24 protein-coding genes are annotated in these 25,034 nt (G+C 68.3%); 12 read left to right on the forward strand and 12 right to left on the reverse strand.

Translation table 11 applies throughout. The features are described from left to right. Position 1 precedes the first annotated feature (1 nt). From bamA to lpxB, 7 genes are all read left to right on the forward strand, one after another. Positions 2 to 2,332, forward strand: a complete 2,331-nt coding sequence (bamA, locus tag ULB03_RS11835; RefSeq protein WP_322483304.1) for an outer membrane protein assembly factor BamA — start codon at positions 2 to 4, stop codon at positions 2,330 to 2,332. Between the two features lie 17 nt (positions 2,333 to 2,349). After that, the gene (locus ULB03_RS11840) at positions 2,350 to 2,991 is read left to right on the forward strand and encodes an OmpH/Skp family outer membrane protein (RefSeq protein ID WP_322483305.1); all 642 of its coding nucleotides are present in this window, start codon (positions 2,350 to 2,352) and stop codon (positions 2,989 to 2,991) included. Between the two features lie 73 nt (positions 2,992 to 3,064). Then, positions 3,065 to 4,108, forward strand: a complete 1,044-nt coding sequence (gene lpxD, locus ULB03_RS11845) for a UDP-3-O-(3-hydroxymyristoyl)glucosamine N-acyltransferase (RefSeq protein ID WP_322483306.1) — start codon at positions 3,065 to 3,067, stop codon at positions 4,106 to 4,108. Next, positions 4,092 to 4,574, forward strand: coding sequence for a 3-hydroxyacyl-ACP dehydratase FabZ (fabZ, locus tag ULB03_RS11850; protein ID WP_322483307.1), 483 nt, complete (start codon positions 4,092 to 4,094; stop codon positions 4,572 to 4,574). Before lpxD ends, fabZ begins: the two co-directional genes overlap by 17 nt. Before the next feature lie 12 nt (positions 4,575 to 4,586). Continuing rightward, positions 4,587 to 5,387 (forward strand): acyl-ACP--UDP-N-acetylglucosamine O-acyltransferase, encoded by an 801-nt coding sequence (gene lpxA / locus ULB03_RS11855; RefSeq protein ID WP_322483308.1) that lies wholly within the window; start codon positions 4,587 to 4,589, stop codon positions 5,385 to 5,387. Beyond that, on the forward strand, positions 5,372 to 6,217 hold the full coding sequence (locus tag ULB03_RS11860; RefSeq protein ID WP_322483309.1) for an LpxI family protein: 846 nt from the start codon (positions 5,372 to 5,374) through the stop codon (positions 6,215 to 6,217). Before lpxA ends, ULB03_RS11860 begins: the two co-directional genes overlap by 16 nt. Continuing rightward, complete coding sequence (gene lpxB / locus ULB03_RS11865; protein WP_322483310.1) at positions 6,214 to 7,407, forward strand: lipid-A-disaccharide synthase; 1,194 nt, start codon at positions 6,214 to 6,216, stop codon at positions 7,405 to 7,407. Before ULB03_RS11860 ends, lpxB begins: the two co-directional genes overlap by 4 nt. Positions 7,408 to 7,437: 30 nt before the next feature. On the opposite strand, the gene ULB03_RS11870 is transcribed toward lpxB, so the two are convergent. Continuing rightward, on the reverse strand, positions 7,438 to 8,361 hold the full coding sequence (locus ULB03_RS11870) for a DMT family transporter (RefSeq protein WP_322483311.1): 924 nt from the start codon (positions 8,359 to 8,361) through the stop codon (positions 7,438 to 7,440). A gap of 137 nt (positions 8,362 to 8,498) precedes the next feature. Here ULB03_RS11870 and ULB03_RS11875 point away from each other — a divergent pair, with 137 nt between their 5' ends. Together ULB03_RS11875 and ULB03_RS11880 are read left to right on the forward strand one after the other, a co-directional pair. Beyond that, on the forward strand, positions 8,499 to 9,797 hold the full coding sequence (locus ULB03_RS11875; protein WP_322483312.1) for an aminotransferase-like domain-containing protein: 1,299 nt from the start codon (positions 8,499 to 8,501) through the stop codon (positions 9,795 to 9,797). After that, entirely contained in the window at positions 9,731 to 9,901 is a 171-nt protein-coding gene (locus ULB03_RS11880) for a hypothetical protein (protein ID WP_322483313.1), read from the forward strand. Before ULB03_RS11875 ends, ULB03_RS11880 begins: the two co-directional genes overlap by 67 nt. Here the strand turns inward: ULB03_RS11880 and ULB03_RS11885 are convergent. From ULB03_RS11885 to gltX, 4 genes are all read right to left on the reverse strand, one after another. Then, on the reverse strand, positions 9,889 to 10,596 hold the full coding sequence (locus ULB03_RS11885; protein ID WP_322483314.1) for a 2-phosphosulfolactate phosphatase: 708 nt from the start codon (positions 10,594 to 10,596) through the stop codon (positions 9,889 to 9,891). The genes ULB03_RS11880 and ULB03_RS11885 overlap by 13 nt on opposite strands. Positions 10,597 to 10,828: 232 nt before the next feature. Beyond that, positions 10,829 to 11,053 (reverse strand): hypothetical protein, encoded by a 225-nt coding sequence (locus ULB03_RS11890; RefSeq protein ID WP_322483315.1) that lies wholly within the window; start codon positions 11,051 to 11,053, stop codon positions 10,829 to 10,831. 19 nt (positions 11,054 to 11,072) lie between these two features. Then, complete coding sequence (gene gltA / locus ULB03_RS11895) at positions 11,073 to 12,392, reverse strand: citrate synthase (RefSeq protein WP_322483316.1); 1,320 nt, start codon at positions 12,390 to 12,392, stop codon at positions 11,073 to 11,075. A gap of 112 nt (positions 12,393 to 12,504) precedes the next feature. Further along, a complete protein-coding gene (gltX, locus tag ULB03_RS11900) occupies positions 12,505 to 13,911 on the reverse strand; it encodes a glutamate--tRNA ligase (RefSeq protein WP_322483317.1) in 1,407 nt (468 codons plus the stop codon). A 462-nt stretch (positions 13,912 to 14,373) separates the two neighbouring features. On the opposite strand from gltX, the gene ULB03_RS11905 reads away from it, so the two are divergent. Beyond that, a complete protein-coding gene (locus ULB03_RS11905; RefSeq protein ID WP_322483318.1) occupies positions 14,374 to 16,410 on the forward strand; it encodes a ComEC/Rec2 family competence protein in 2,037 nt (678 codons plus the stop codon). Positions 16,411 to 16,556: 146 nt separating this feature from the next. On the opposite strand, the gene lexA is transcribed toward ULB03_RS11905, so the two are convergent. The 6 genes from lexA to ULB03_RS11935 form a co-directional block, all read right to left on the reverse strand. Continuing rightward, positions 16,557 to 17,267 (reverse strand): transcriptional repressor LexA, encoded by a 711-nt coding sequence (lexA, locus tag ULB03_RS11910; RefSeq protein ID WP_322483319.1) that lies wholly within the window; start codon positions 17,265 to 17,267, stop codon positions 16,557 to 16,559. Positions 17,268 to 17,419: 152 nt separating this feature from the next. Next, positions 17,420 to 18,619 carry a molybdopterin molybdotransferase MoeA gene (locus ULB03_RS11915; RefSeq protein WP_322483320.1) on the reverse strand — a complete coding sequence of 400 codons (1,200 nt, stop codon included), beginning with the start codon at positions 18,617 to 18,619 and terminating at the stop codon, positions 17,420 to 17,422. A 33-nt stretch (positions 18,620 to 18,652) separates the two neighbouring features. Beyond that, the gene (moaC, locus tag ULB03_RS11920) at positions 18,653 to 19,144 is read right to left on the reverse strand and encodes a cyclic pyranopterin monophosphate synthase MoaC (RefSeq protein WP_322483321.1); all 492 of its coding nucleotides are present in this window, start codon (positions 19,142 to 19,144) and stop codon (positions 18,653 to 18,655) included. Between the two features lies 1 nt (position 19,145). Next, on the reverse strand, positions 19,146 to 19,952 hold the full coding sequence (gene trpC / locus ULB03_RS11925) for an indole-3-glycerol phosphate synthase TrpC (RefSeq protein WP_322483322.1): 807 nt from the start codon (positions 19,950 to 19,952) through the stop codon (positions 19,146 to 19,148). After that, a complete protein-coding gene (trpD, locus tag ULB03_RS11930; RefSeq protein ID WP_322483323.1) occupies positions 19,952 to 21,040 on the reverse strand; it encodes an anthranilate phosphoribosyltransferase in 1,089 nt (362 codons plus the stop codon). The genes trpC and trpD overlap by 1 nt, the downstream gene beginning before the upstream one ends. Next, entirely contained in the window at positions 21,037 to 21,672 is a 636-nt protein-coding gene (locus ULB03_RS11935; RefSeq protein WP_322483324.1) for an anthranilate synthase component II, read from the reverse strand. Before ULB03_RS11935 ends, trpD begins: the two co-directional genes overlap by 4 nt. A gap of 275 nt (positions 21,673 to 21,947) precedes the next feature. On the opposite strand from ULB03_RS11935, the gene ULB03_RS11940 reads away from it, so the two are divergent. After that, positions 21,948 to 23,075 (forward strand): divergent polysaccharide deacetylase family protein, encoded by a 1,128-nt coding sequence (locus tag ULB03_RS11940; RefSeq protein ID WP_322483325.1) that lies wholly within the window; start codon positions 21,948 to 21,950, stop codon positions 23,073 to 23,075. 95 nt (positions 23,076 to 23,170) lie between these two features. Further along, positions 23,171 to 23,374 (forward strand): heavy-metal-associated domain-containing protein, encoded by a 204-nt coding sequence (locus tag ULB03_RS11945; protein ID WP_322483326.1) that lies wholly within the window; start codon positions 23,171 to 23,173, stop codon positions 23,372 to 23,374. Between the two features lie 127 nt (positions 23,375 to 23,501). On the opposite strand, the gene trpE is transcribed toward ULB03_RS11945, so the two are convergent. Then, on the reverse strand, positions 23,502 to 25,028 hold the full coding sequence (trpE, locus tag ULB03_RS11950) for an anthranilate synthase component I (protein WP_322483327.1): 1,527 nt from the start codon (positions 25,026 to 25,028) through the stop codon (positions 23,502 to 23,504). Positions 25,029 to 25,034 lie beyond the last annotated feature (6 nt).

The following is a 25,034-nucleotide window of genomic DNA, read 5'->3' on the forward strand; positions in this document are numbered from 1 at the left end:
ATTGGGTTCGGTTTCGAGAGTAGCGGCGCTGTGCCTGGTTATCGCCGGCACCACCGCAACGTCAGCTGTCGCTCTTTCGTCCGGTGCCTGGGCTCAGGGGATCCTGTCCGGTGGCGTCATCAAGGACATTCGCGTCGAAGGCACCCAGCGTATCGAGCAGGCGACCGTCCGCTCCTACCTGGTGGTGTCGCAGGGCGACGCCTTCAATCCGGACAAGATCGATGAATCGCTGAAGGCCCTGTTCGCCACCCAGCTGTTCGCCGACGTGACCCTGCGTCGTGATGGCGACACCCTGGTGGTGTCCGTGGTCGAGAACCCGATCATCAACCGGGTGGTGTTCGAGGGCAACAAGCGCGTCAAGACGGAGGACCTGCAGTCCGAAGTCCAGCTGCGCTCGCGCTTGGTGTTCACCCGGTCCCGTGTGCAGCAGGACGTGCAGCGCATGCTGGACGTCTACCGCCGCAACGGCCGTTTCGCGGCCCGCATCGAGCCCAAGATCGTCCAGCTGGAACAGAACCGCGTCGATCTGGTGTTCGAGATTGATGAAGGCCCGCTGACCGGCGTGCAGCTGATCAGCTTCATCAACAACAACATCTATGACGACAGCGACCTGCGCGACGTCATGGTCACCAAGGAATCGCGTTGGTGGCGTTTCCTGTCCAGCGACGACACCTACGATCCCGACCGTCTGGCCTACGATAAGGAACAGATCCGCCGCTTCTACTTCCGCAACGGCTATCCCGATTTCCGGGTGATGTCGTCGGTCGCGGAGCTAACGCCGGACCGTGAGAAGTTCTTCATCACCATGTCCCTGGACGAGGGCAAGCGTTACAAGTTCGGCAAGATCGAACTGACCAGCGCCATCAAGGACATCGATCTCGCGCCGCTGCGCGAGGTGATCGAGACCAAGGAAGGCGACTGGTTCAACGCCGACAAGATCGAAAGCACGATCAACAAGCTGCAGGACAAGCTGGGTGACCAGCAGTACGCCTTCGTGCAGGTGGACCCCAATGAGGAGCGCCACCCCGACACGCAGACCGTCGACCTGCACTTCGAGATCAACCCCAGCCCGCGCGTGTTCGTCGAGCGCATCGACATCAACGGCAACCTCATCACCCTGGACAAGGTGGTGCGGCGTGAGCTGCTGCTGGCTGAAGGCGACCCCTTCAACGCCTCCAAGGTCAAGCGCTCCGAGCAGCGTGTGAAGGACCTGGGCTTCTTCGACGACGTCAAGATCAAGCCGAGCGAAGGCAGCACGCCCGACCAGGCGGTCCTGACCGTCGACCTCAGCGAGCAGTCCACCGGTGAAATCCAGGTGGGTCTGGGTTACTCCACCACCGAAGGCGCCCTGATCGACTTCTCGATCCGGCAGCGCAACTTCCTGGGTACGGGCCAAGACATCCGTTTCTCGACGATGTGGTCCTACTACTCCAAGGAATTCACCATCTCCTATACCGATCCCTACTTCATGAACCGGGATCTGGCGATGGGCGTGGACCTGTTCCGCACCGACCGCAACGCGAACACGACGGAAGAGTCCTACAGCTACGACATGTCCAGCACGGGCTTCGACATCCGTGCCGGCTTCCCCATCTCCGAACGCTTGCGCGAACTGGTGACCTATACGCTGTCCCACACCCGGATCAGCGACATCACCTATGAAACCACGCGCTTCGTGCAGGAGCAGGTGGGTGCGACGACGACCTCGTCCATCCAGTCGGCCCTGACCTTCGATGCCCGTGACAGCCGCCTTAAGCCCACCTCCGGCTATTACTTCACCGTCACCAACCAGGTGGCCGGCCTGGGCGGCAGCGTGCACTTCCTGCGCAACCGTCTGACCTCGGGCATCTACTTCCCTCTGTTCAGCAACGTCGTGCTGAAGATCGAGGGCGAGGTTGGCTACATCCTGGGCCTGGGTGGCGAGTTCGTGCGCATTCAGGACCGCTTCTTCCTGGGCGGCGACACCCTGCGCGGCTTCCAGGTGGCCGGTGTCGGCCCGCGCGCCTTCAGCAGCAACGGCGGCAACGACGCCCTGGGCGGCAAGCGGCTGGTGCGCGGCACGTCGGAAGTCACCTTCCCGCTGGGCCTGCCGGAGGAACTGGGCGTGGACTTCCACGTCTTCACGGATATCGGCGCCCTGGACCAGAGCGGCGAGTCGCCGTTGCCGGGCGACGATTTCCATGACGAGTTCGCGTTCCGCGCCTCCTCCGGTGTTGGCGTGTCCTGGAAGTCGCCGTTTGGCCCCATCCGCATCGACTTGGCCTATCCGTGGATGAAGAAGAGCTACGACCGCATTCAGCAGTTCCGCTTCAGCTTCGGGTCGCAGTTCTAAGGACGAAGGGACGGGACATGATGGCGTTCGTACGCCGCACCACTTCCCCGGCCGTTTACGTTTCCGGTGCGAGGGCCGCCTTGGCGGCCCTCGTTCTTGGTTTTGGGGCCATCGCCCATCCCGCGTTGGCGGCGCCGCCGGCCAAGGCCCAGCCCAAGCCGGCCGCCACCGAACCCCAGCAGAAGCCCGTTACCACCATCGCCGTTGTCGACGTGCAGTTCCTGCTGGAGAAATGCTCTGCCATGCAGAGCATGAAGCGGCAGGACAGCGAGCAGACCCAAAAATTCCAGGCGGAACAATCGCAGCAGGAACAACTGCTGCGGCAGGCGGAAAAGGAACTGGCCAACCAGCGCACCGTGCTGGGCCAGGAGGCCTTCGACGCCAAGCGCAAGGATTTCGAGCAACAGGTGGCGGAAGTGCAGCGGCGCCTGCAGGAGCGCAAGCGCCAACTGGACAACGCCTTTTCCGCCGCCAGCGCCCAGTTGCGCGACACCATGGTGCATGTGGTGGGTGAGGTGGCGCGGGAAAACGGGGCCACCTTGGTCATCCCCCGGTCCAGCATCATCTATATGGCGGACGACGCGCAGGACATCACCAACACCGTGCTGTTGCGTTTGAACGCCACTTTGCCGCAGATAACGGTCAACATTCCGAACTGATCGGTTCCCGGGCGCCCCCGTTTCGCAGGATGGGGCGCGCGGGCCCCGCCACCGTCCTCGAAAGGTCCGCTTCATGGCCGATCCCCGTTTCTTCAACCGGGCCGGGCCCTTCACCCTTGCCGACCTGGCGCAACGGTCTGGTGCCGAGATCGCGCCCGGCTGCGACCCCGGCCTGGTGCTGAGCGACGTCGCCGCCCTGGACGCCGCCGACCAAGGGCAACTGAGCTTCCTGGACAACAAGAAGTACGTGGCCGCCTTCAGCGCCACCAAGGCCGGCGCCGTGGTGGTGCATCCCGCGCTGGCGTCCAAGGCGCCGGCGGGTGTCGCCCTGCTGCTGTCGCGCAACCCCTACAAGGCCTACGCCCTGTGCGCCCAGGCCTTCTATCCCGCGACGGCGCCCACCGGGGCGATCAGCGCCGGTGCCCATGTCGATCCCACGGCCGAGGTGGGGCAGGGCACCGACATCGCCGCTGGCGCCGTGGTCGAGGCGGGGGCCGTGATCGGCGCCCGGTGCCGCATCGGCCCCAATGCCACCATCGGGGTCAACGTCCAACTGGGAGACGACACCGTCATCGGCGCCAACGCCTCGCTGACCCACTGCGTCGTGGGATCGCGCGTCACCATTTACCCCGGCGCCCGCATCGGCCAGGACGGTTTCGGTTTCGCCATGGATCTGGCGGGGCATGTGCGCGTGCCGCAGATGGGGCGTGTCCTGATCGAGGATGACGTGGAAATCGGGGCCAATGCCACCGTGGACCGGGGGGCGGGACCTGATACGATCATCGGCCGGGGCTGTATGATTGATAATTTAGTGCAAATCGGGCACAACGTGCACCTCGGTGCCGGCTGCGTCATCGTGGCCCAGGCGGGGATATCGGGCAGCACGCGGCTGGACCATCATGTCGTGCTGGCGGCGCAGGCCGGCGTGACGGGGCATTTGAAGATCGGTGCGGGCGCGCAGATCGCGGCACAAAGCGGTGTTATGCGGGATGTGGAGCCAGGGGAAAAGGTCGGCGGGTCGCCGGCCGTACCCATGCGCCAATGGCTGCGCCAGGTAGCGGCGCTGGGCCGTCTGGTGCGGGGTAGGAATGGACAAGGTGATGGACGTGACGACTGAAGAGCAGAAGGTTCCTGGCAAGGTTCCCGACCTGGACATCCTGCGGATCATGCAGATGATTCCGCACCGTTATCCCATGTTGATGATCGACAAGGTCGTCGACATCGTGCCGGGTGAAAGCTGCACGGGCATCAAGAACGTCACCATCAACGAGCCGTTCTTCACCGGCCATTTCCCGCAGAAGCCTGTCATGCCGGGTGTCCTGCTCGTGGAAGCCATGGCCCAGACCTCCGCCGTGCTGGTGATGCACACGCTGGGAGAGTCGTCCGAGGGCAAGCTGGTCTACTTCATGTCCATCGAGGAGGCGAAGTTCCGCCGCCCGGTGGTGCCGGGCGACCGCGTGGAGATCAAAGTCCAGAAGGTGCAGAGCCGCCGCAACGTGTGGAAGTTCAAGGGCGAGGGTTGGGTCGACGGCCAACTGTGCGCCGAGGCGACCTACGCCGCCATGATCGTGATGGACAGCTAGGCCTTATCCCAGATGAGCGCTTCCGCAGCCGAGACCGTGATCCATCCGACCGCCGTGGTCGACCCGGCCGCCCAGATCGGCGCCGGCGTCAAGATCGGCCCGTTCTGTGTGGTGGGGCCCCATGTTACGCTGGGCGATGGCGTGGACCTGAAAAGCCACGTGGTGGTCGAGGGCCGCACCCAGGTGGGGTCGGGCACCGTCATCTTTCCGTTCGCTTCCATTGGTCAGGTCCCCCAGGACCTGAAATACAAGGGTGAGCCGTCGGAGTTGATCATCGGTCGCAACAATCGCATCCGTGAGCATGTGACCATGAGCATCGGCACGGAGGGGGGCGGTATGGTCACCCGCGTGGGTGATGGCTGCCTGTTCATGGCCTCGACCCATGTTGGCCATGACTGCCAGGTGGGTAACAACGTCATCATGGCCAACAACGCCACCCTGGCCGGCCATGTCGAGGTGGGCGACAACGCCATTCTTGGCGGGTTGTCAGCCGTGCTGCAGTGGGTGCGCATCGGCGCCCATGCCATGATCGGCGGCATGTCGGGCGTGGAGAATGACGTCATCCCCTATGGTTTGGTGAAGGGGGATCGTGCCTTCCTGGCGGGCCTGAACCTGGTGGGATTGACCCGGCACGGCTTCGCCCGCGAGGACATCCAGTCTTTGCGCAGCGCGTTCGATGGTATTTTCGGGCAAGAGGGCACCTTGATGGACCGCATGGCCGCGGTCGAAAGCGCCCACCCGGCCCCGGTTGTGGGGGAAGTGCTGACCTTCATTCGCGGGCGTAATGGACGCCCCTTGTGCCAGCCGCGCTGATGCCCGAGGCCCCTGTAAAGCTGGGGATCTTGGCGGGCGGGGGCGACCTGCCCGGCCGGCTGGTCGATACCTGCCGCGCCCTGGGCCGTCCGGTGTTCGTTGTGACGCTGGAGGGGCAGGGCGCCACCCTGCCGCCCGACGTTCCCCAGGCCAGCTTCCGCATCGGCGCCGCCGGCGCCATCCTGGATCGCCTGCGCGCCGAAGGCGTGGGGGAGATTGTCCTGGCCGGCCGTGTGCGCCGTCCCAGCCTGGCGGAGATGCGGCCCGACTGGTTCGCCGCCAAGTTCTTCGCCCGCATCGGCGCCAGGGCCCTGGGCGACGATGGCATCCTGCGCGCCTTGGTGGCGACGCTGGAGGAGGAGGGGTTCGGCGTCGTGGCTGTGCAGGCGCTGGTGCAGGGCCTGCTGAGCCCTGTGGGCCCGATGGGCGCCCTGGCGCCCGACACGGACGCCGAGGCCGACATCCGGCATGGTGTGGCTGTGGCCCGCGCCCTGGGTCTGCTGGACGTGGGGCAGGCCGTGGTGGTGCAGCAGGGCCTGGTCCTGGGGGTCGAGGCCATCGAGGGCACCGACGCGCTGATTGAGCGCTGCGGCGGCCTGCGGCGGGAGGGGCCTGGCCCCATCCTGGTGAAAATGCGCAAACCCCAGCAGGACATCCGCCTGGATCTGCCCACCATCGGCGTTACAACGGTGCAAAAGGCGGCGGCCCACGGCTTCCGCGGCATCGCGGTGGAAGCGGGCGGTACCCTGACCCTGGGTCGGGAACAGGTGGCCCAGGCGGCGGATGGCGCCGGCCTGTTCGTCACCGGAATCGTTACGGAGGCGGTATGAACGAGGATGTGCCCCTGGTCTTCCTCGTCGCGGGGGAACCGTCGGGCGACGTGTTGGGCGGCCGGCTCATGCTGGCCCTGAAGCAGGAGACGTTCGGCGCCATCCGTTTCGCCGGCGTGGGGGGCGAGCGCATGAAGGCCCAGGGCCTGAAAAGCCTCTTCCCCATGGAGGAATTGGCCCTGTTCGGCCTGGCGGAGCTGCTGCCCAAGCTGCCCAGCCTCCTGCGCCGCATGAAGGAAACCGAACAGGCCATCCTGGAGATGAAGCCGGCCGCGGTGGTGACCATCGACGCGCCGGACTTCTGTTTCCGCGTGGCGCGGCGGGTCAAGAAGGCCAACCCGTCCATCCCGCTGATCCATTACGTGGCGCCCACGGTTTGGGCCTGGCGTCCCGGCCGGGCGGCCAAGATCGCCAAGTTCCTGGACCATTTGCTGGCCCTCTTGCCGTTTGAGCCCCCTTATTTCGAGAAGGTGGGCCTGGATACCAGCTTCGTCGGCCACCCCATCGTGGAAAGCGGCGCCGACGCCGGCGACGCTGATCGTTTCCGCGCCAAGCACGACCTTGGATCCGATACCCGTATCGTGACCATCCTGCCCGGCAGCCGGCGCAGCGAGGTGACCAAGCTGTTGCCTGACTTCAAGGGCGCGCTGGACATCCTGGCGCCCCGCCTGCCGCGCGTGGTGGCGGCCGTGCCCACGGTGCCCGCCACCAAGGCCCTGGTGGAGGAGGCGGTGAAAAGCTGGCCCCTGCCGGCCGTGGTGGTGGAGGGGGACCAGGACAAGTACGACGCCTTCGCCGCCAGCGAGGCCGCCTTGGCGGCGTCCGGCACGGTGGCGCTGGAATTGGCGCTGGCCCGGCTGCCCGCCGTCATCTCCTACCGCATCCATCCGTTGACCTACCGGCTCTATCGCGGGCTGATCAAGGTGCGCTTCGTCAATCTGGTCAACATCATGCTGAACCGCATGCTGGTGCCGGAGCTGTTGCAGGAGGAATGCCGGCCGTCCCGCCTGGCGGAGGCCCTGGGCCGCCTGCTGGACGACCCCGCCGCCCGCCAGGAGCAGATCGAGGGCGTGGCCGAGGTGGCGGCCTGGCTGGGCCAGGGCGACACACCGCCCAGCCGCCGTGCGGCCGAGGTGGTCATGCGCGTCATCCAGGCCCGCCAGCGCGAGGCGGAGCAGGCGGGCCTCTGATTATTTTTGGCCACGCCGGTGGTGGCCGCCCTACCCGCGGCGGGCGGCCCGCCGGGCGCCCGCGACGCAGAGGACCACCACCAGGGCCGTGCCCAGAATCTCCGGCCCCACCGGCTCGCCCAACAGCAAGGCCGCCAGGCCGAAGCTGCAGAAGGGCTGCAGCAGTTGGACCTGCCCCACCGCCGCCGTGCCGCCCAGGCTCAGGCCGTGGTACCAGAAGAAAAAGCCGATCAGCATGCTGAACAGGGTGATGTAGCCCAGCGCCGCCCAGGCCGATGGGGCGACCGCCTGCCAATGGACGGGGAAAGTGACCCAGGCCAGCGGCGCCGTCAGTGGCAGGAACAGCACCAGCGCCCAGCAAATGACGGGCCAGCCGCCGAGATGGCGCGACAGCCGCGCCCCCTCCGCATAGGCTAGGCCGCAGACGGCGACGGCCAGGATCATGAGCCCGTCGCCCGGTGCCAGTCGTACGCCGCCCTGTGACAGGGCGGGGGCCAAGGCGTAGGCGGCGATGGCGGCCGCCCCGGCGCAAGAGAACACCCAGAAGGACGCTCGCGGCCGGTCGCCGCCGCGCACGGCGCCGAAAACGGCAGTGGATATGGGCAGCAGGCCGCTGAAGACCACGGCATGCGTGCTGGGCATCCAGCGCAAGGCCAAGGCCGACAGCAGGGGAAACCCCACCACGGCGCCACCCGCGACGATGGCCAAGCCCGGCAGGTCGCGCACGCCGGGGCGACGGGGACGCAGCAGGGCCAGCAGGCCCAGGGCGATGATGCCGGCCAAGGCCGCCCGCGCGAGGCTGAGGAAATTGGCGTCCAATCCAGCGACGCCGATCTTGGTCGCCGGCAGGCTGCCGCTGAAAATGACGACACCGACCAGCCCGAATATCAGGCCGGCGGCGGCTTGGCGGGTTGGTGCCACGTTGATGTTGGTGGGGGCGGTGGTGTCCGTCATGGGGGTGCCCTGGTTGCGGATGCGCCGGATGCTGGCTTCCCCGGAGGGATGACGCAAGGTATGGTGCAGTACGGTTTGGCTAAACTGTACTGGTTCAGATGGCAATACAGTCAGCGGATGCGGCGGTCCCGTTGGTCATGGGGCGTACCCTGGTGGATACGGTCATGGCGGACATCCACGCTCGCGTGGACGGAAGACTGCTGTTGGCCGGCGCTCGCGCGCCGTCTCTCCGCGCCACAGCGAAGCGGCTTGGCGTGTCGAAGTCCACGGTGGTCGAGGCCTATGACCGGCTGGTGGCGGAGGGGGTGCTGGCCGCCCGTCCGGGCTCTGGATTCTATGTGGCCAAGCGGGCCGCCCCCCTGGCGCTTAGGGGGGCGGCGTTGGCGGGGGCCGAGCCGCCGCCGGACCGCGCGGTGGACCCGTTATGGCTGATGCGGCAAGCGCTGGAGCCGGGCGAGGGTGTGCTGAAACCCGGTTGCGGTTGGCTGCCCGCCGACTGGATGCCGGAACCGGCCATCCGGCGCGCCTTCCGCGCCCTGGCGCGGGCGCCGTCCAGCGCCTTGCTGGATTATGACAACCCCTTGGGCTATCCGGCCCTGCGCCGCCACCTTTGCGACCGCTTCGCCGCGCGGGGCATCACGGCGGCGTCCGACCAGATCCTGCTGGCCGACAGCGGCAGCCAGGCCATCGACTTGGTTTGCCGCTACTTTCTGGAGCCGGGCGACGTCGTGCTGCTGGATGACCCCTGCTACTACAACTTCAAGGCCGTGGTGGCCGCCCACCGCGCCCGCGCGGTGCCGGTGCCCTATACCCCCGCCGGGCCGGACCTGGCTGTCTTCGCCCACGCCGCCGCCGCCCATCGGCCGCGCCTCTACATCACCAACGCCGCCCTGCACAATCCCACGGGCGCCAGCCTGACGGCGCCGGTGGCGCACAAGCTGCTGACCCTGGCGGCGGCCCATGACATCCTGATCGTCGAGGATGACATCTTCAGCGACTTCGAGGTCGACCCGTCGCCCCGGTTGGCCGCCTTCGACGGGCTGGAGCGGGTGATCCATATCGGCAGCTTCTCCAAGACGCTGTCGGCCGCGGTGCGCTGTGGCTATATCGTGGGCCGGACCGACTGGATCCAGGCCATCGCCGACGTGAAGCTGGCCACCGCCTTCGGCAACGCCACCACCAATCCCCGGATTGTCCATCAGTTGCTGACCGATGGCAGCTACCGGCGGCATATGGAGGGTGTACGCGGTCGCCTGGCCGGTGCCATGGGGCGTACGGTGCGGCGGCTGGAGGCCCTGGGGCTCAAGCCCTGGGTGGAGCCACGGGGTGGCATGTTCCTTTGGGGGCGCTGCCGCCGGGGGTATCGTCCGTGGCTCTCGCCCGGGCCGCGCTGGACCAGGGCGTGGTGCTGGCGCCGGGGGACGTCTTCAGCCTGACCAACAGCGCGGACGGCTTTTTGCGGTTCAATGTCGCCCAGTGCGACCACCCCCGGATCTTCGAGGTGCTGGCCCAGGCGCTGGAGACGGCTCACATCGCCTGATAAACCCCATCGCGAAGGATGGGGGCCGTGACGCTGGTGTCCACGGCCAGGGCGAGGTCCACGTCACCGGCATAGCCCCAGCCGGCCAAGTCGCGGCCGGACATGCCGCCCCGGATGATATCGGCCAAGTCGGCACCAGCGGCCCGGTACGCGTCGCGCGCCACCCGCGCTTCAGCCGACGGGGACAGGTCCAGGGCCGCGATGATGGCGCCGGCCCCCAGCAGGTCCTCCACCGCCGGCCGCAGGCTGCCATCGGGCCAACGCTCGCCCGCCGGGATGACGGCGATATCCCCACCGTTCGCCCACATACGGGCGGTCCCGGCGACGGCGGCGGCATTGCGCAGGCAACCGGCCAACACCGTTGCGGCACCCCCCGCCAGCGACAAGCGGGAGCCATTGGGCGACAGCAGCATCAGGCGGGTTCCCGCCGGAATGGTCATCAGCGACTGGGGGGACAAGCTCAATTGGCCGCCGGCGTTGCGCGGGGAGGCCAACCTCGCGCCCGCGCTCGCCGCCGCCGTTCGCGCCTTGCCGGGATCGCCGTAGGGAAATGGCAGGATGGCCGCTCCTCGGCTGACGGCGATGTCTACGGCGGTGCAGAAAGACAGCACGTCGACGATCACAAGCACCGCCACGGCCTCGCGCAGCGCCTCCACCCCGGCCAGGCCCCACTCGCAGCATACGGTCTGGGTCATAGGCGTACGTTCCCTTTTGCCGTCCGTTATTGGGGGCAGGTACGCCCAATACAGGGACGTCTCCACCCAGGTGCCCGGCATAGCCGGTAGGTTATGCCGTCAATGCCATCAACGAAGGCATTGACGGCATGACATTGGTTCGGGCGTTGGAGGAAGCAGGGCGAAAGGAAAAGGCCGCCCGGTTGCCCGGACGGCCTTTCCAAAACCAGGGGAAGGTTTTCGCCATCGCCCTTCAGTGCAGCAGGGACACCACGGTCGCCGCGACGCCCAGGACCACGCCCAGGGTGGTGACGATCATCAAGGCCAACCGCTTCAACCGCCGGCCCGGGGGCACGGGGTTGTCGTTGGCCGGCAGGTGACCTTCCAGGGAACGGGCGGGCAGGATGCGCGCGCGGGGCTGGGACCGGCCACCGCCGCTCTCCTTATCGCCATCACTGGGATGAACCCGCTCGCCCATCGTTTCGCCCGCCTATGCCTCAGCGCTGTTCGACCGGGACATAATCCCGCGTCGTGGCGCCGGTGTACAGCTGACGCGGACGGCCGATCTTCTGCGAGGTGTCCGCGATCATCTCCTGCCACTGGGCGATCCAGCCCACGGTGCGGGCCAGGGCGAACAGCACGGTGAACATGCTGGTCGGGAAGCCGATGGCCTTCAGGATGATGCCCGAGTAGAAGTCGACGTTGGGGTACAGCTTCTTCTCGATGAAGTACGGGTCTTCCAGCGCGATGCGCTCCAGCTCCACCGCGATGTCCAGCAGCGGGTCGTCCTTGATGCCCAGTTCGGCCAGGACTTCCTTGCAGGTCTGCTGCATGACCTTGGCGCGCGGGTCGTAGTTCTTGTAGACCCGGTGGCCGAAGCCCATCAGACGGAAGCTGTCGTTCTTGTCCTTGGCGCGGGCGATGAACTCGGGGATCCGGTCCTTGTGGCCGATCTCCGCCAGCATCTTCAGCACGGCCTCGTTGGCGCCGCCGTGGGCGGGGCCCCACAGGCAGGCGATACCGGCGGCGATGCAGGCGAAGGGGTTGGCGCCGGAGGAGCCCGCCAGACGCACCGTGGAGGTGGAGGCGTTCTGCTCGTGATCCGCGTGCAGGATGAAGATCTTGTCCATCGCCTTGGCGATGACCGGGTTGATCTTGTACGGCTCGCACGGGACGCTGAACGTCATGTTGAGGAAGTTCTCAGCATAGCTCAGGTCGTTGCGCGGGTACACGAAGGGCTGGCCGATGGAGTACTTGTAGGCCATGGCGGCCAGGGTCGGCATCTTCGCGATCAGGCGGTGGGAGGCCACCATGCGCTGGCGCGGATCCTCGATGTCGGTGCTGTCGTGGTAGAAGGCGGACAGGGCGCCGACCACGCCGCACATGACGGCCATCGGGTGGGCGTCGCGGCGGAAGCCGCGGAAGAACTGCGACAGCTGCTCATGCACCATGGTGTGGTAGGTGATGGAGCGCTCGAACTCGCCCTTCTGCTTGGCGTTCGGCAGCTCACCGTGCAGCATCAGGTAGCAGACTTCCATGAAGTCGCTCTTCTCGGCCAGCTGCTCGATGGGGTAGCCGCGGTGCAGCAAAACACCCTTGTCGCCATCGATGAAGGTGATCTTGGACTCGCAGCTGCCGGTCGAGGTGAAGCCCGGGTCGTAGGTGAAGTAGCCGGTCTCGCCGTAGAGCTTGCGGATATCGACCACGTCAGGGCCGGTCGTGCCGTGCATGACCGGGAATTCATAAGACTTACCGGTTTGGTTGTCGGTGAGGGTGACCGTTTTCTTTCCGGCCGCCGGTGTCGTCGTATCGCTCATTTCGGCACGTCCTTGTTTATACGAAGTGGGGCCCTCTGCCCCTTATTGGTCTTTATGACGCGGTGCGGAGTGTAGTGTTCCGCACCGCCGAAGGCAATGACGCCAGGAGGGTTCACGCACCCCCTGCGACATCGCTGATACGGGCCAGGGTTTCGTCCCGGCCCAAGACTTCCGCCACCTCGAAAATCGGCGGCGACACGGTGGAGCCGGAGAGTGCGGCGCGCAACGGCTGGGCCAATTTGCCCAGCTTCAGGCCCGTCTCCCCGGCGTACGCGCGGACGATTTCCTCAAGGGCCGCCGCGGTCCAGTCGGACGCGGCCGCGAACCGCGCGGCGAGCACCGCCAGCTGGGCGCGCGCCTCGTCCGACAACAGTTGGGAAGCCTTGTCGTCCAGCGGTAGGGGGCGCGTCGTGACATAAAACTGTGCGCCGGCCGCAAGTTCCACCAGGGTCTTGGCCCGCGCCTTCAGGCCCGGCATGGCGCGGCGCAGCACGTCGCGCTCGCCCTCCGTCAGCTCCCGCCCCAGCGCCGTGGCCAGGCGGGGGGCGATGAGGCCGACCAGCCGGTCGTCGTCGGCCTGCCGGATGTAATGGCCGTTCAGGTTGTCCAGCTTGGCGTAATCCATGCGCGAGGGGGAGCGGCCGATGCCTTCCAGGTTGAACCAGGCGACGGCGTCCTCGGTGCTGATGATCTCGTCATCGCCATGGCTCCAGCCCAGCCGCAGCAGGTAGTTGCGCAGCGCTTCCGGCAGATAGCCCAGGTCGCGGTAGGCCTCGGCCCCCAGGGCGCCGTGGCGCTTGCTGAGCTTGGCGCCGTCGGGGCCATGGATCAGGGGGATGTGGGCGAAGTCCGGCGGCGTCCAGCCCATGGCCTGGTAAATCTGCAACTGGCGGAAGGTGTTGGTCAGGTGGTCGTCGCCACGGATGACCTGGGTGACACCCATGTCCTGGTCGTCCACCACCACCGACAGCATGTACGTGGGCGTACCGTCGGCGCGCAGCAGCACCATGTCGTCCAACTGGCTGTTCTGCACCCGTACCTCGCCCTGCACCTTGTCGTGCAGGACCGTCTCGCCTTCACGCGGGGCCTTCAGGCGGATGACGGGGGCGACGCCGGCGGGCGCTTCCGACGGATCGCGGTCGCGCCAGCGCCCGTCGTAGCGCACCGGCAGGCCGGCGGCCTTCTGCTGCTCCCGCATCGCTTCCAGCTCTTCCGGCGAGCAATAGCAGTAATAGGCGTGGCCCTGGGCCAGCATGGTGCGCGCCACCTCGGCATGACGCTCGCGCCGCTCGAACTGGCTGACGGCGTCGCCATCCCAGGTCAGGCCCAGCCAGCTCAGGCCGTCGATGATGGCGTCGACCGCCGCCTGGGTGGAGCGCGCCCGGTCCGTATCCTCGATGCGCAGCAGGAAGGTGCCGCCGTGATGGCGGGCGTACAGCCAGTTGAACAGGGCGGTACGGGCGCCGCCAATGTGCAGGTAGCCGGTGGGGGACGGGGCGAAGCGGGTGACGACACTCATGGGAAACGCACTCTCCGGCATGCGGGCGGGCGGCGCTTCGCCAGGGGCTTCGGAGACGGTCTCCCGAGGGGACGTCATCCAAAGGTTGACGACGCGACGCGACTATCGAGATGTCTGGTGATAAGGTCCGGCGGCAGGATAGCCGCCAAGGGCGCATCACCAGGATGCGGAAGCCGCTGAGATAGCACACCCGGAACGAAGATGCACCCTGAGGCGGGTCCCGCTGGACAGACTGGCAGTCCTCCAAATCTTGCGCCCGCAGGCCGGTCGCCCGGTAGCGGGGAACAGGATTGGAACGTGGGCGTTCCGTCCTATTTAACTACTGGGCGGAGCGAATTTGGAACCGAGCCACCCCCGTCAGATGTGATGCGCGTCACACATCGTGTGCTCGGCGCGTTAGTCAGCATTGTCGCATCTGCGTATGTCAATTTGGTGGAAGAGCGCGAACGGTGGGTCCTTTGGGTGCCGGTCTTCCTGGGGGCCGGAATCGCCCTTTATTTCGCCCTGCCGGGCGAACCGCCCCCGTGGAGCGGCCTGCTGTTCGCCTTGGGCGTTCTCGGCCTGTACCTGCTGGCGGGTGATCGGCTGCCACTGCGCCTGACGCTGGGCGCCTTGCTGGCCTTGGGGGTTGGGTTCACGGCGGTGCAGGCGCGCACCACCTGGCTGAAGACGCCAATTCTTCAACGCCCCCTGGGCCCGGTTCCCGTGGAAGGCCGCGTCGCCAATGTCGAGCGCCTGGACAAGGGCGTACGGGTCACCTTGGCCGATCCCCATATCCCCCGCCTGGCGGCGGAGGCGACGCCCCCGGCCGTACGCATCCGCTTGCGGCCGACCGACGCGGCCCCGCCGGCGGGTACGCGCGTTCGCATCCTGGCCGCCCTGCGCCCGCCGCCCGACAGCCCGGAGCCCGGCGCCTACGACTTCCGCCGCTCCGCCTTCTACCAGGGCATCGGCGCCGTGGGCTTCGCCTTCAAAACGCCGGAGGTGGTGGCGCCGGCGCCGGTGGGCGTGCTTGGGTGGGTGAACGACCGGGTGGTGGCCCTGCGCGAGCTGATCGCCGCCCGTGTGGCCGAACGGCTGACGGGCGCGCCCGCCATGATCGCCATCGCCCTGCTGAATGGGGAGCAGACCGGCATTCCGCCTGATGACCTGCAGGCCATGCGCGTTTCCGGCCTGCAGCACATCCTGTCCATCTCCGGCCTGCACATAAGCCTGGTGGCGGCCATCTTCTATTTCACCGCCCGCGCCGCGTTGGCGCTCTGGGAGGGGGTGGCGCTGCGATATGCCATCAAGAAATGGGCGGCCGCCTTCGCCATCCTGGCGACCCTGGCCTATATGATGCTGGTGGGGGCACAGGTGCCGACCTTGCGCTCCGTCCTCATGACAGCGCTGGCCATGGTGGCCATTCTGGCCGACCGCTCGGTGCTGAGCCCCCGGGCCATCGCCGTGGCCGGCATCCTCTGCCTGCTGTACCAGCCGGAGCAGTTGCCCGGTCCCAGTTTCCAGATGAGCTTCGGCGCCGTGCTGGCGCTGATCAGCGCCTATGAGGTGCTGCGCGAGCCGCTGAGCCGTTGGCGCAAGGAGGGCGGCTGGCCGCGGCGCGTGGTGCTGTTCGTCGGGGGACTGTGCCTGACCTCCATCATCTCCACCATCGCCACCATGCCGTTCTGCCTCTACCACTTCCAGCAGGTGGCGAATTACGGCGTGCTGGCCAACCTCATCGGCATCCCCATCACCGAGCTGTGGATCATGCCGCTGTGCCTGGTGGCCTATGTCGCCATGCCGTTCCACCTGGAGGGCTGGATCATCGACATGATCGGCTGGGGCTGCCAGGGCATCCTGTGGACGGCCCGTATCACCGCCGCCTTGCCGGGGGCCGCCCTGCACGGCGCCGCCCTGTCCGACCTGGCCTTCGGTCTCATGGTGGTGGGGGGCCTGTGGCTGATGCTCTGGCGCCGCCGCTGGCGCCTGATCGGTCTGGCGCCCATCGCCCTGGGCTGCGTGTTGGCGCCGCTGACGCCCCGGCCGGACATGGTGGTGTCGGGTGGCGGCACCATGGTGGCGGTGCGCGATGGGGGCGGCAAGCTGTGGCTGTCGTCCTCGCGCGGCGGCGGTTTCGAGGTGGAGACCTGGGGCAAGCGCGATGGCGGGGAGGGGCGGCCCCCCGCCTGGCCCACCGTGGGCACGGATGACGGCAGCCTGCGCTGCGACAGCCTGGGCTGCCTTTACCACCCCGATCTCTATCGGCCGGACAGGCGCGATCCGGCCGAGCCGGAGGGGCGCTTGGTCGCCATCGCCTGGACGCGGGACGCCCTGGCGGAGGATTGCGACAACGCCGATTTGGTCATCTCCCGCGTGCCGGCCGCGGGCTGTGACGCCCCTCAGGTCATCGGCCCCGACGTGCTGGCGGCGCGCGGCGCCCATGCCCTGTATTTCGAGCGGGGCGCCATCCGCATCGAGACGGTGCACGATCCGCAAAGCAAACGGCCCTGGGACTGATGTCACCAGGGCCGTTTTACCTTTGTTTTCCCCTCAGGTGCCGGGCACCGCCATCCGGCGGCTTGGCTATCCTCGCGTTTCAGTCCGCTTACGCTCCCCGAAACGCTCCGGCGGCCGCAGTCGCAGCCTAGATCGGCAGGGAATGATCAATACCGGCGGAACAAACCGACCAGGCGGCCCTGTACCCGCACCCGGTCGGCGCCGAACACCCGCGTCTCGTAGGAGGGGTTGGCCGGTTCCAGGGCGATGGAGTTGTTCTTGCGGCGCAGGCGCTTCAGCGTCACCTCGGCGGCGTCCACCAGGGCGACGACGATGGCGCCGTTCTCCGCCGTCTCGCAGCGCTGGATGATGACCGTGTCGCCGTCATGGATGCCGGCCTCGACCATACTGTCGCCGGCCACCTCCAGGGCGTAATGCTCCCCGATGCCCAGCATGGAAACGGGGATGTCGATGCTGCTGCCGCTGTCGCGCAGCGCCTCGATGGGCAGACCGGCGGCGATGCGGCCATACAGCGGCAGGCTCACGGAGCCGACGGCGTCACCCGGGTCCTTGCCCGGCAGCCCGGCCTGGAAGTCGGCCTTGATGACATTGGGCTTGAACCGGGGTTCGACCTCGGCGGCGGCCTTCTTCGGCGCCGGCGTCGTCTCCGGCAGGCGCAGCACCTCCAGCGCGCGGGCGCGGTGCGGCAGGCGGCGGATGAAGCCGCGCTCCTCCAGCCCGGTGATCAGGCGGTGGATGCCGGACTTGGACTTCAGGCCCAAAGCGTCCTTCATCTCATCGAATGAGGGGGAGACGCCGCCTTCACCCAGATGCTGGTGAATGTACAGCAGAAGCTCCTGTTGCTTACGCGTCAGCATATCGCCCCCTTCGCTGCGTCGAACCGCTATATATGGAACAAACCCGAAACGTACTGGCCATGTTCTATTTTGGTTCACGGCCCACGTCAAGCGTTAGCGATCAAAAACCATCAGACGATGACAGATTTAGGGCGGGCTCCACGGCTGGCGGCTTAAATCCCGTCAAGCGGCACGATGTCCACGGTGTCACCGGCCTCGGCGGCGGGGGCGTGGGGCGGCCGGACGATCAGGCAATCCGCCGCCGCCAGGCGACTCAGCATGGAACTGTCCTGCTGGCCGAAGGTGGTCGCGATGGGCAGGGCGCCATCGCCGGGGCGCAGCGTGGCGCGTAGGTAATCCTGGCGCCGATCATTGGCGGGCAGGGGGGCCCCCAGTGCCGCCCGCGCCCGGTGCGGTTCCGCCGGGTCCAGGCCCTGCAGGCGCCGCAGGGCCGGCACCAGGAACAGGGCGGCGCACACCAGGCTGGAGACGGGGTTGCCCGGCAGCCCCAGCAGGGGGGTGGCGCCCAGGCGCCCGAACATCAGCGGCTTGCCCGGTCGCATGGCGATCTTCCAGAAGTCCAGTTCCAGACCCTGGGCGCCCAGCACGTTGCGGATCAGGTCGTGTTCCCCGACGGAGGCGCCGCCGGTGGTGACCAGCAGGTCGCAGCCCGCGGCCCCGCGCGCCAGGATGCCCAGGGTGTCGGCGTCGTCGGGCGCGATGCCCAGGTTGACGGGGATGCCGCCGTGGCGCCGCACCAGGGCCGCCAGCGCCAGGCCGTTGCTGCTGACGATCTGGCCCGGGCCCAGCGGTTCGCCCGGCATCACCACCTCGTCACCCGTGGCCAGGATGGCGACGCGGGGGCGACGACGCACCGTCAGGAAGGGGTGGTTCATGGCGGCGGCCAGGGCCACGTCGCGCACGGTCAGGCGGCGGCCGGCCCTCAGGCCCACGGTGCCCGCGGTGAAGTCCAGGCCGGCGGCGCGCACCCAACGGCCGGGCGTGCCCTCGCGCACGCGCACGGCGTGGCCCAGGTCGTCGCAATCCTCCTGCAGCACCACCGTGTCGGCGCCATCCGGGATGACGCTGCCGGTGAACAGGCGCACGGCCTGCCCCGGGGCGACGGTGCCGGTGTAGGGCCGGCCGGCCGGCGCCTCGCCGATGCGGGTCAGGGTGGCGGGCAGGGTGGCCAGGTCCGATCCCCGCACGGCCCAGCCGTCCATGGCGGAAACGGCGGTCGGCGGCTGGGTCACGCGGGCGACGACGTCGGCGGCCAGGACACGGTCCACTGCCTCGCCCACCCCCACCAACTCCCCGGCCACCGGCTGGAAGTGCGACAGGATGCGCGCCAGCGCTTCATCAACGGGGATCATGGGCGGGCCTTGGCAACAGCTTTGGGGGCGGGGTCAGGGAGTGTCCGCGCGGTAGGGGCCGCTTTTGCCGCCGTCCTTGGCGACCAGGCGGATATCGGCGATGACCATGCCCTTATCCACCGCCTTGCACATGTCATAAAGGGTCAAGGCCGCGACGCTGACGGCGGTCAGCGCCTCCATCTCCACGCCGGTGCGGCCCTTCAGCTTGGCCGTGGCCTCGATTTCCACCGCGTTCTGGTCGGGCAGGCAGGTCAGGTCCACCGTCACCTTGGTCAGGGCCAGCGGGTGGCAGAGGGGGATCAGGTCGGGCGTGCGCTTGGCCGCCATGATGCCGGCCAGACGCGCCACGCCCAGCACGTCGCCCTTGCCCATCTGCCCGGCCTGGATCAGGGCCAGCGTTTCGGCCTTCATGACCACGCGGCCGCGGGCGATGGCCAGGCGCTCCGTCTCCGCCTTGTCGGAGACGTCGACCATCACCGCCTGGCCGGCGGCGTCGAAATGGGTGAAGCCGCTGTTCTCCGCCATGTCAGGCGACCTTCTGGTCCAGGCCCAGCAAGGCGCGGGTGGCGGCCGCCACGTCGGCCTGGCGCATCAGCGACTCGCCGACCAGGAAGCGGCGGGCGCCCACGATCTCCATGCGCATCAGGTCCTGCGGGCTGTACAGGCCGCTTTCCGCCACCAGATGGCGGCCGGGCGGCACCATGCCGGCCAGCATCTCGGTGGTGGCGAGGTCGATGGATAGGGTCTTGAGGTTGCGGTTGTTCACGCCCAGCAGGCCGCCGGGCAGGGCCAGGGCCCGGCGCATCTCGTCGGCGTCGTGCACCTCGACCAGCACGTCCATGCCCCAGCCGGTGGCGGCGTCATACAGCTCCGCCGCCTGGGCATCGTCCAGTGCCGCCATGATCAGCAGGATGCAGTCGGCGCCCAGGGCGCGGGCCTCGGCCACCTGATAGGGGTCGAGCATGAAGTCCTTGCGCAGCACCGGCAGGTCGCAAGCCGCGCGGGCCGCCACCAGATACTCATCCGCCCCCTGGAAATAGGGCACGTCGGTCAGCACCGACAGGCAGGCGGCGCCGCCCTCCTGATAGGCCTTGGCCAGGGCCGGCGGATCGAAATCCGCACGGATCAGGCCCTTGCTGGGGCTGGCCTTCTTGATCTCGGCGATCAGGGCGTAGAGCCCCGCGTCCACCTTGGCCTGCAGGGCGCGGGCGAAACCGCGGGTGGGGCCGGCGTCGCGCGCCGCCCGTTCCACCTCCGCCAGGGGGCGGGCGGCCTTGGCATTGGCGATATGGTCGCGCTTGTCGGCGCAAATCCGGGCCAGGACATCGCTCATCAGCGGGTTCCTTCGTTTTTCGCCGCCGCTGTTGCCGGGGCGGCTTCTTCCGTCACCGGGGGCGGCAGGGGGCAGTGGTGGACCAGGGCCGCCAGCTTGGCGGCGGCGCGGCCGTCGTCCAGGGCCTGGGCCGCCTGGGCCACGCCGTCACGCAAAGTGGTGGCCTTGTCCGCGACGATCAAGGCGGCGGCGGCATTGATCAGAACAATGTCACGGTAGGCGCCGCGTTCGCCCGCCAGCAGGGCACGCAGCGCGCGGGCGTTCTCCGCCGCGTCGCCGCCCTTGATGTCCTGCGGCCGGGCGCGCGGCAGGCCGGCATCCTCCGGCGTCACCTGGAAGCGGCGGACGGCGCCGTGGCGCAATTCCGCCACATGGGTGGCGCCGGTGGTGGTGATCTCGTCCAGCCCGTCCTCGCCGCTGACCACCCAGGCGACCTCGGTGCCCAGGCGGTTCAGCACCTGGGCCAGCGGTTCCACCCAGCGCTCGGCGAACACGCCCATCAACTGGCGCCGCGCCCCCGCCGGGTTGGACAGGGGCCCGGTCAGGTTGAAGATGGTGCGGGTGCCCAGTTCCACCCGGGTCGGGCCGACATTGCGCATGGCGCCATGGTGGCGGGTGGCCATCAGGAAGGTGATGCCGTCCTGCCACAGGGCCGCGCGCACGGCCTCCAGCTCCGCCTCCACGTTCACGCCCAACTGGCCCAGCACGTCGGCGGCGCCGGACTTTGAGGACAGGGCGCGGTTGCCGTGCTTGGCCACCGGCACGCCGCAGGCGGCCAGGACGAAGGCCACGGCGGTGGAGATGTTGTAGGTGCCGCTGGCGTCGCCGCCGGTGCCGCAGGTGTCGATGGTGCCGGGGGGGCAATCGATGCGGGCGGCGCGGCCGCGCAGGGCGCGCACCGCGCCGGTGATCTCATCCACCGTTTCGCCGCGCACGCGCAGCGCCATAAGAAAGCCCCCCATCTGCGATGGGGTTGCGTTGCCGGACATGATGATGTCGAAGGCGGCCAGGGCCTGATCCTCAGACAGGCGCTTGCCCTCGGCCACCCGGCCGAGCAGCGCCTTCATGTCGCCGATGTCACCACTCATGCCGCCAGGCCGGTCTTCTTGACGGCCTTGCGCGCCACGCCGGCGAAATCCAGGAAGTTCGCCAGGATCTGGTGGCCATGGTCGGAGGCGATGCTCTCGGGATGGAACTGCACGCCGTGGATGGGCAGGGTGCGGTGGCGCAGGGCCATGATCATCTGGTCCTCAACGTTCCCCTGGGGCCCGCCCTCGATCCAGGCGACCGACTCCAGCTCCGCCGGCAGGGTTTCCCGCTCCACGATCAGGGAGTGGTAACGCGTGGCGGCGAAGGGCGAGGGCAGGCCCTTCATGACGCCGCCGTCGGCATGGCTGACCTGGCTGACCTTGCCGTGCATGGGCAGGGGCGCGCGGATGACACGGCCGCCGAAGGCCTGGCCGATGGCCTGGTGGCCCAGGCAGACGCCGAACAGGGGGATGCGCTTGTCCGCGGCGGCGGCGATCAGGGGCAGGCAGATGCCGGCCTTGTCGGGATCGCAGGGGCCGGGGGAGAGGACGATGGCCTCCGGCTTCAGGGCCAGCGCGTCGTCCACACTCAGCGCGTTGTTGCGCCAGACGGCCACGTCGGCGCCCAGCTCGCCGATGTAATGCACGAGGTTGTACGTGAAGCTATCGTAATTATCGATGAGCAGCAGCATGATCTGGGACCCGTTCGGGGAAATTGGACATGGCCAAAGGCGGCTTACACCAGAGGCGGCTTACAGTAGTCCGGCCGATGTTGGCAGGGCAACCGGATTGGGTGCGGATCCGATAAGCGGCATAAGCCGCCTAGGAGATTGCCAGTACGCCGGCGCTGTAGCACTAGTGGTGGGCCGGCCGGCGACACGCTGCCGGTGCTTCTTCAAGGGACAGGCATGACCGTTTCCACCGCGACCGTTCCCGCCACGTCCGTTCCCACCATGGGGGCCCGCTGATGCCCCGCCGCGTCACTCCCCCGCCGCCGCTGGGACGGCCCGGCCAGAAGGGCCCCGCCAAGCGTGCGCCCGCGCGCCGGCGCAAAGGCGCCCGGATCAGCCTGACCCGGGCGCAACTGGCTGGCATCGTCGGCCTCACGGCCATCGTCGCCCTGCTGGGCGCCTATGTGCTGGGCAACCGCCATCCGCACAAGCCCGCGGTTGCGACCGCGCCCGCCCCATCGGGACCAACCAAGACTGGCCCCCGCCCGCCCGGCACGCCGTCCGCCCCGCCCGTGGCGCCGCTGCCGGAACAGCATGCCGAAGCGTTGACGCCGCCGCCAACTGTGCCGCCCAAGGCCGAGGCGCCCAAGCCTGAGCCGGGCAAGCCGGAAGCTGGCAAGGCCGGCGCCGCCTGGCGGCGCAACGCCGTGCCGGCGCCCCCGATGGCGCCCCCCGTGCCCGGTGCCGCGCATGCGCGCATCGTGCTGGTGATCGACGATCTGGGCCTGGATCGGCCCCGGTCCACCCGCGCCGTGGCATTGCCGGGCCCGGTCACCACCGCCTGGCTGCCCTATGCCCACGATCTGGCCGAGCAGACCCGGGCGGCAAGGGCGGCGGGGCATGAGCTGATCGTCCATGTGCCCATGGAGCCGATGGGCAAGGCCGACCCAGGCCCCGGTGCCCTGACCGTGAACCTCAGCGATGAGGAAATACAGCGGCGCCTGGAAACGGATCTCGCCTCCTTCGATGGCTATGTCGGCATCAACAACCACATGGGCAGCCGCTTCACCGCCAATGAGGGCAAGCTGGCCGTCGTGCTGGCCGAATTGTCGCGGCGCGGCCTGATGTTCCTGGACAGCCGCACCACGCCCGACACCAAGGGACCGGAACTGGCCGCGCGCTACCATCTGCCGCTGGTCAGCCGCGACGTCTTCCTGGACGACGACCAAACGCCCAAGGCGGTGCAGGCCATGCTGGCCAAGGTGGAGGAGGTGGCCCGCCGCCATGGCACCGCCATCGCCATCGGCCATCCCCACGACGTCACCTTGACGGCGCTGGAGCATTGGCTGCCCACCCTGGCCGCCAAGGGCTTCACGCTGGTGCCATTGACGTCCGTCATAGCGCCCCCGCCGGGTGGGAGCTAAAAGCCCTTTCACGTCCGGCAGGGCGGCCTTGGCGGTTTGGCTTGGGGCCGCTTGGCCGGTGGCGGTTTGCAGCCCGTGGCAGTTTGGAGAGAGAGATGAGCGCGTCATATCGGATCGACGGCATGACCTGCCAGGGCTGCGCCCGGTCGGTGACCAAGGCCATCCAGGCGGTCAGTCCCACGGTCGAGGTGTCCGTGGACCTTGAGGCCGGCGTGGTGGCCGTCACCGGCCCCGCCGATGGCGACCAGGTGAAACGCGCCGTCGAGGATGCCGGCTTCGACTTCGTCGGGCCGGTCTGACCACCGCCCATGCAAGCTGGGTGGGCAGGCGCCTGAGAGGTGCGGCGCGTTTTCTCCGTGACGCGCGCAGACCATAAAAAAGCCGCCGGCAGGGGCTCCCACCGGCGGCTTTTCTTTCAAGCGGCCTTCAGATATTCCGCGTCGACCGTTTTTCCTGGGCGTAGCGCACGGCCTCCTCGGCGGCCTTGAACAGGGCCTTGGCCTTGTTCACGGTCTCCTGGTACTCGGCCTCGGGATCGCTGTCGGCCACGACGCCGCCGCCCGCCTGGACGTGCATGACGCCGTCCTTGATGACGGCGGTGCGCAGGGCGATGCAGGTGTCCATGGTGCCGTTGGCGGCGAAATAGCCGATGCAGCCGCCATAGATGCCGCGCCGCGTGCCCTCCAGCTCCTCGATGATCTCCATGGCGCGCACCTTGGGCGCGCCGGAGACGGTGCCGGCGGGGAAGCCGCCCACCAGGGCGTTGATGGCGTTGAAGCGGGACTTGTCCAGCTTGCCCTCAACGTTGGAGACGATGTGCATCACATGGGAATAGTGCTCGATGGTGAAGCGCTCGGTCACCGTGACCGTGCCCACCTCGGCCACCCGGCCCACGTCGTTGCGCCCCAGGTCCAGCAGCATCAGGTGCTCTGACAGCTCCTTGGGGTCGGACAGCAGATCCGCCTCCAGCTCCTTGTCCTCCGCCGGGGTCTTGCCGCGGCGGCGGGTGCCGGCGATGGGGCGGATGGTGACGGTGTCGTCCCGCAATCGCACCAGGATCTCGGGGCTGGAGCCGACCACGGCCAGATCGCCGAAATCCAGGAAGAACAGGAAGGGCGAGGGGTTGATGCGCCTGAGCGCGCGGTAGAGCGCGAAGGGCGGCAGGGCGAAGGGGACGGAGAAGCGCTGGCTGGGCACCACCTGGAAGATGTCGCCGGCGCGGATGTACTCCTTCGCCTTCTCCACCATGGCGTGATAGTCGGCGCGGCTGACGTTGGAGGACGGGTCGGGCAGGCCCTCGACCTCGCCCACCGCATCGTGGCCCACGGGCAGCGGCCGGTCCAGGTCGGCCATGGCGTCGGCCAAGCGTTCCTTGGCGGCCAGGTAGGCCGCTTCCGCCGACACCCCCGCCTGCGGCCGCACCGGGGTCACCAGCGTGACCACGTTCTCGATGCTGTCGAAGATGGCCATGATGGTCGGGCGGATGAGGACAGCATCTTCCACCCCCAGCGCGTCCCGGTTCTTCTCCGGCAGCTTTTCCATGAGCCGGACCATGTCATAGCCGAGATAGCCGAACAGGCCGGCGGACATGGGCGGCAGGTGCGCCGGCAGGTCGATGCGGCTTTCCTCCAGCACATCGGCCAGGGCGTCCAGGGGCGGGGCCGACAACGGCTCGAACGCCGCCGGGTCGGTGGCGGCCCGCCGGTTGATCCAGGCCTGGGTCCCCTTGCTTTTCCAGATCAGGTCGGGCTTTAGCCCGATCAGGGAATAACGGCCGCGGACGGAGCCGCCGGTGACCGATTCCAGGAGGAAGGAGAACGGGCGCCCATGCGCCAGCTTCAGCATGGCGGCGACGGGCGTCTCCAGGTCGCTGACCAGCCGCGTCCAGACGACCTGCGCCTGGCCTGCAGCGTACGCCGTGCCGAAGGCCGTCTCATCGGGGAAGGGGATCACGTCACC

This window comes from Nitrospirillum goiasense (assembly GCF_034427435.1).
Classification (GTDB): Bacteria; Pseudomonadota; Alphaproteobacteria; order Azospirillales; family Azospirillaceae; genus Nitrospirillum.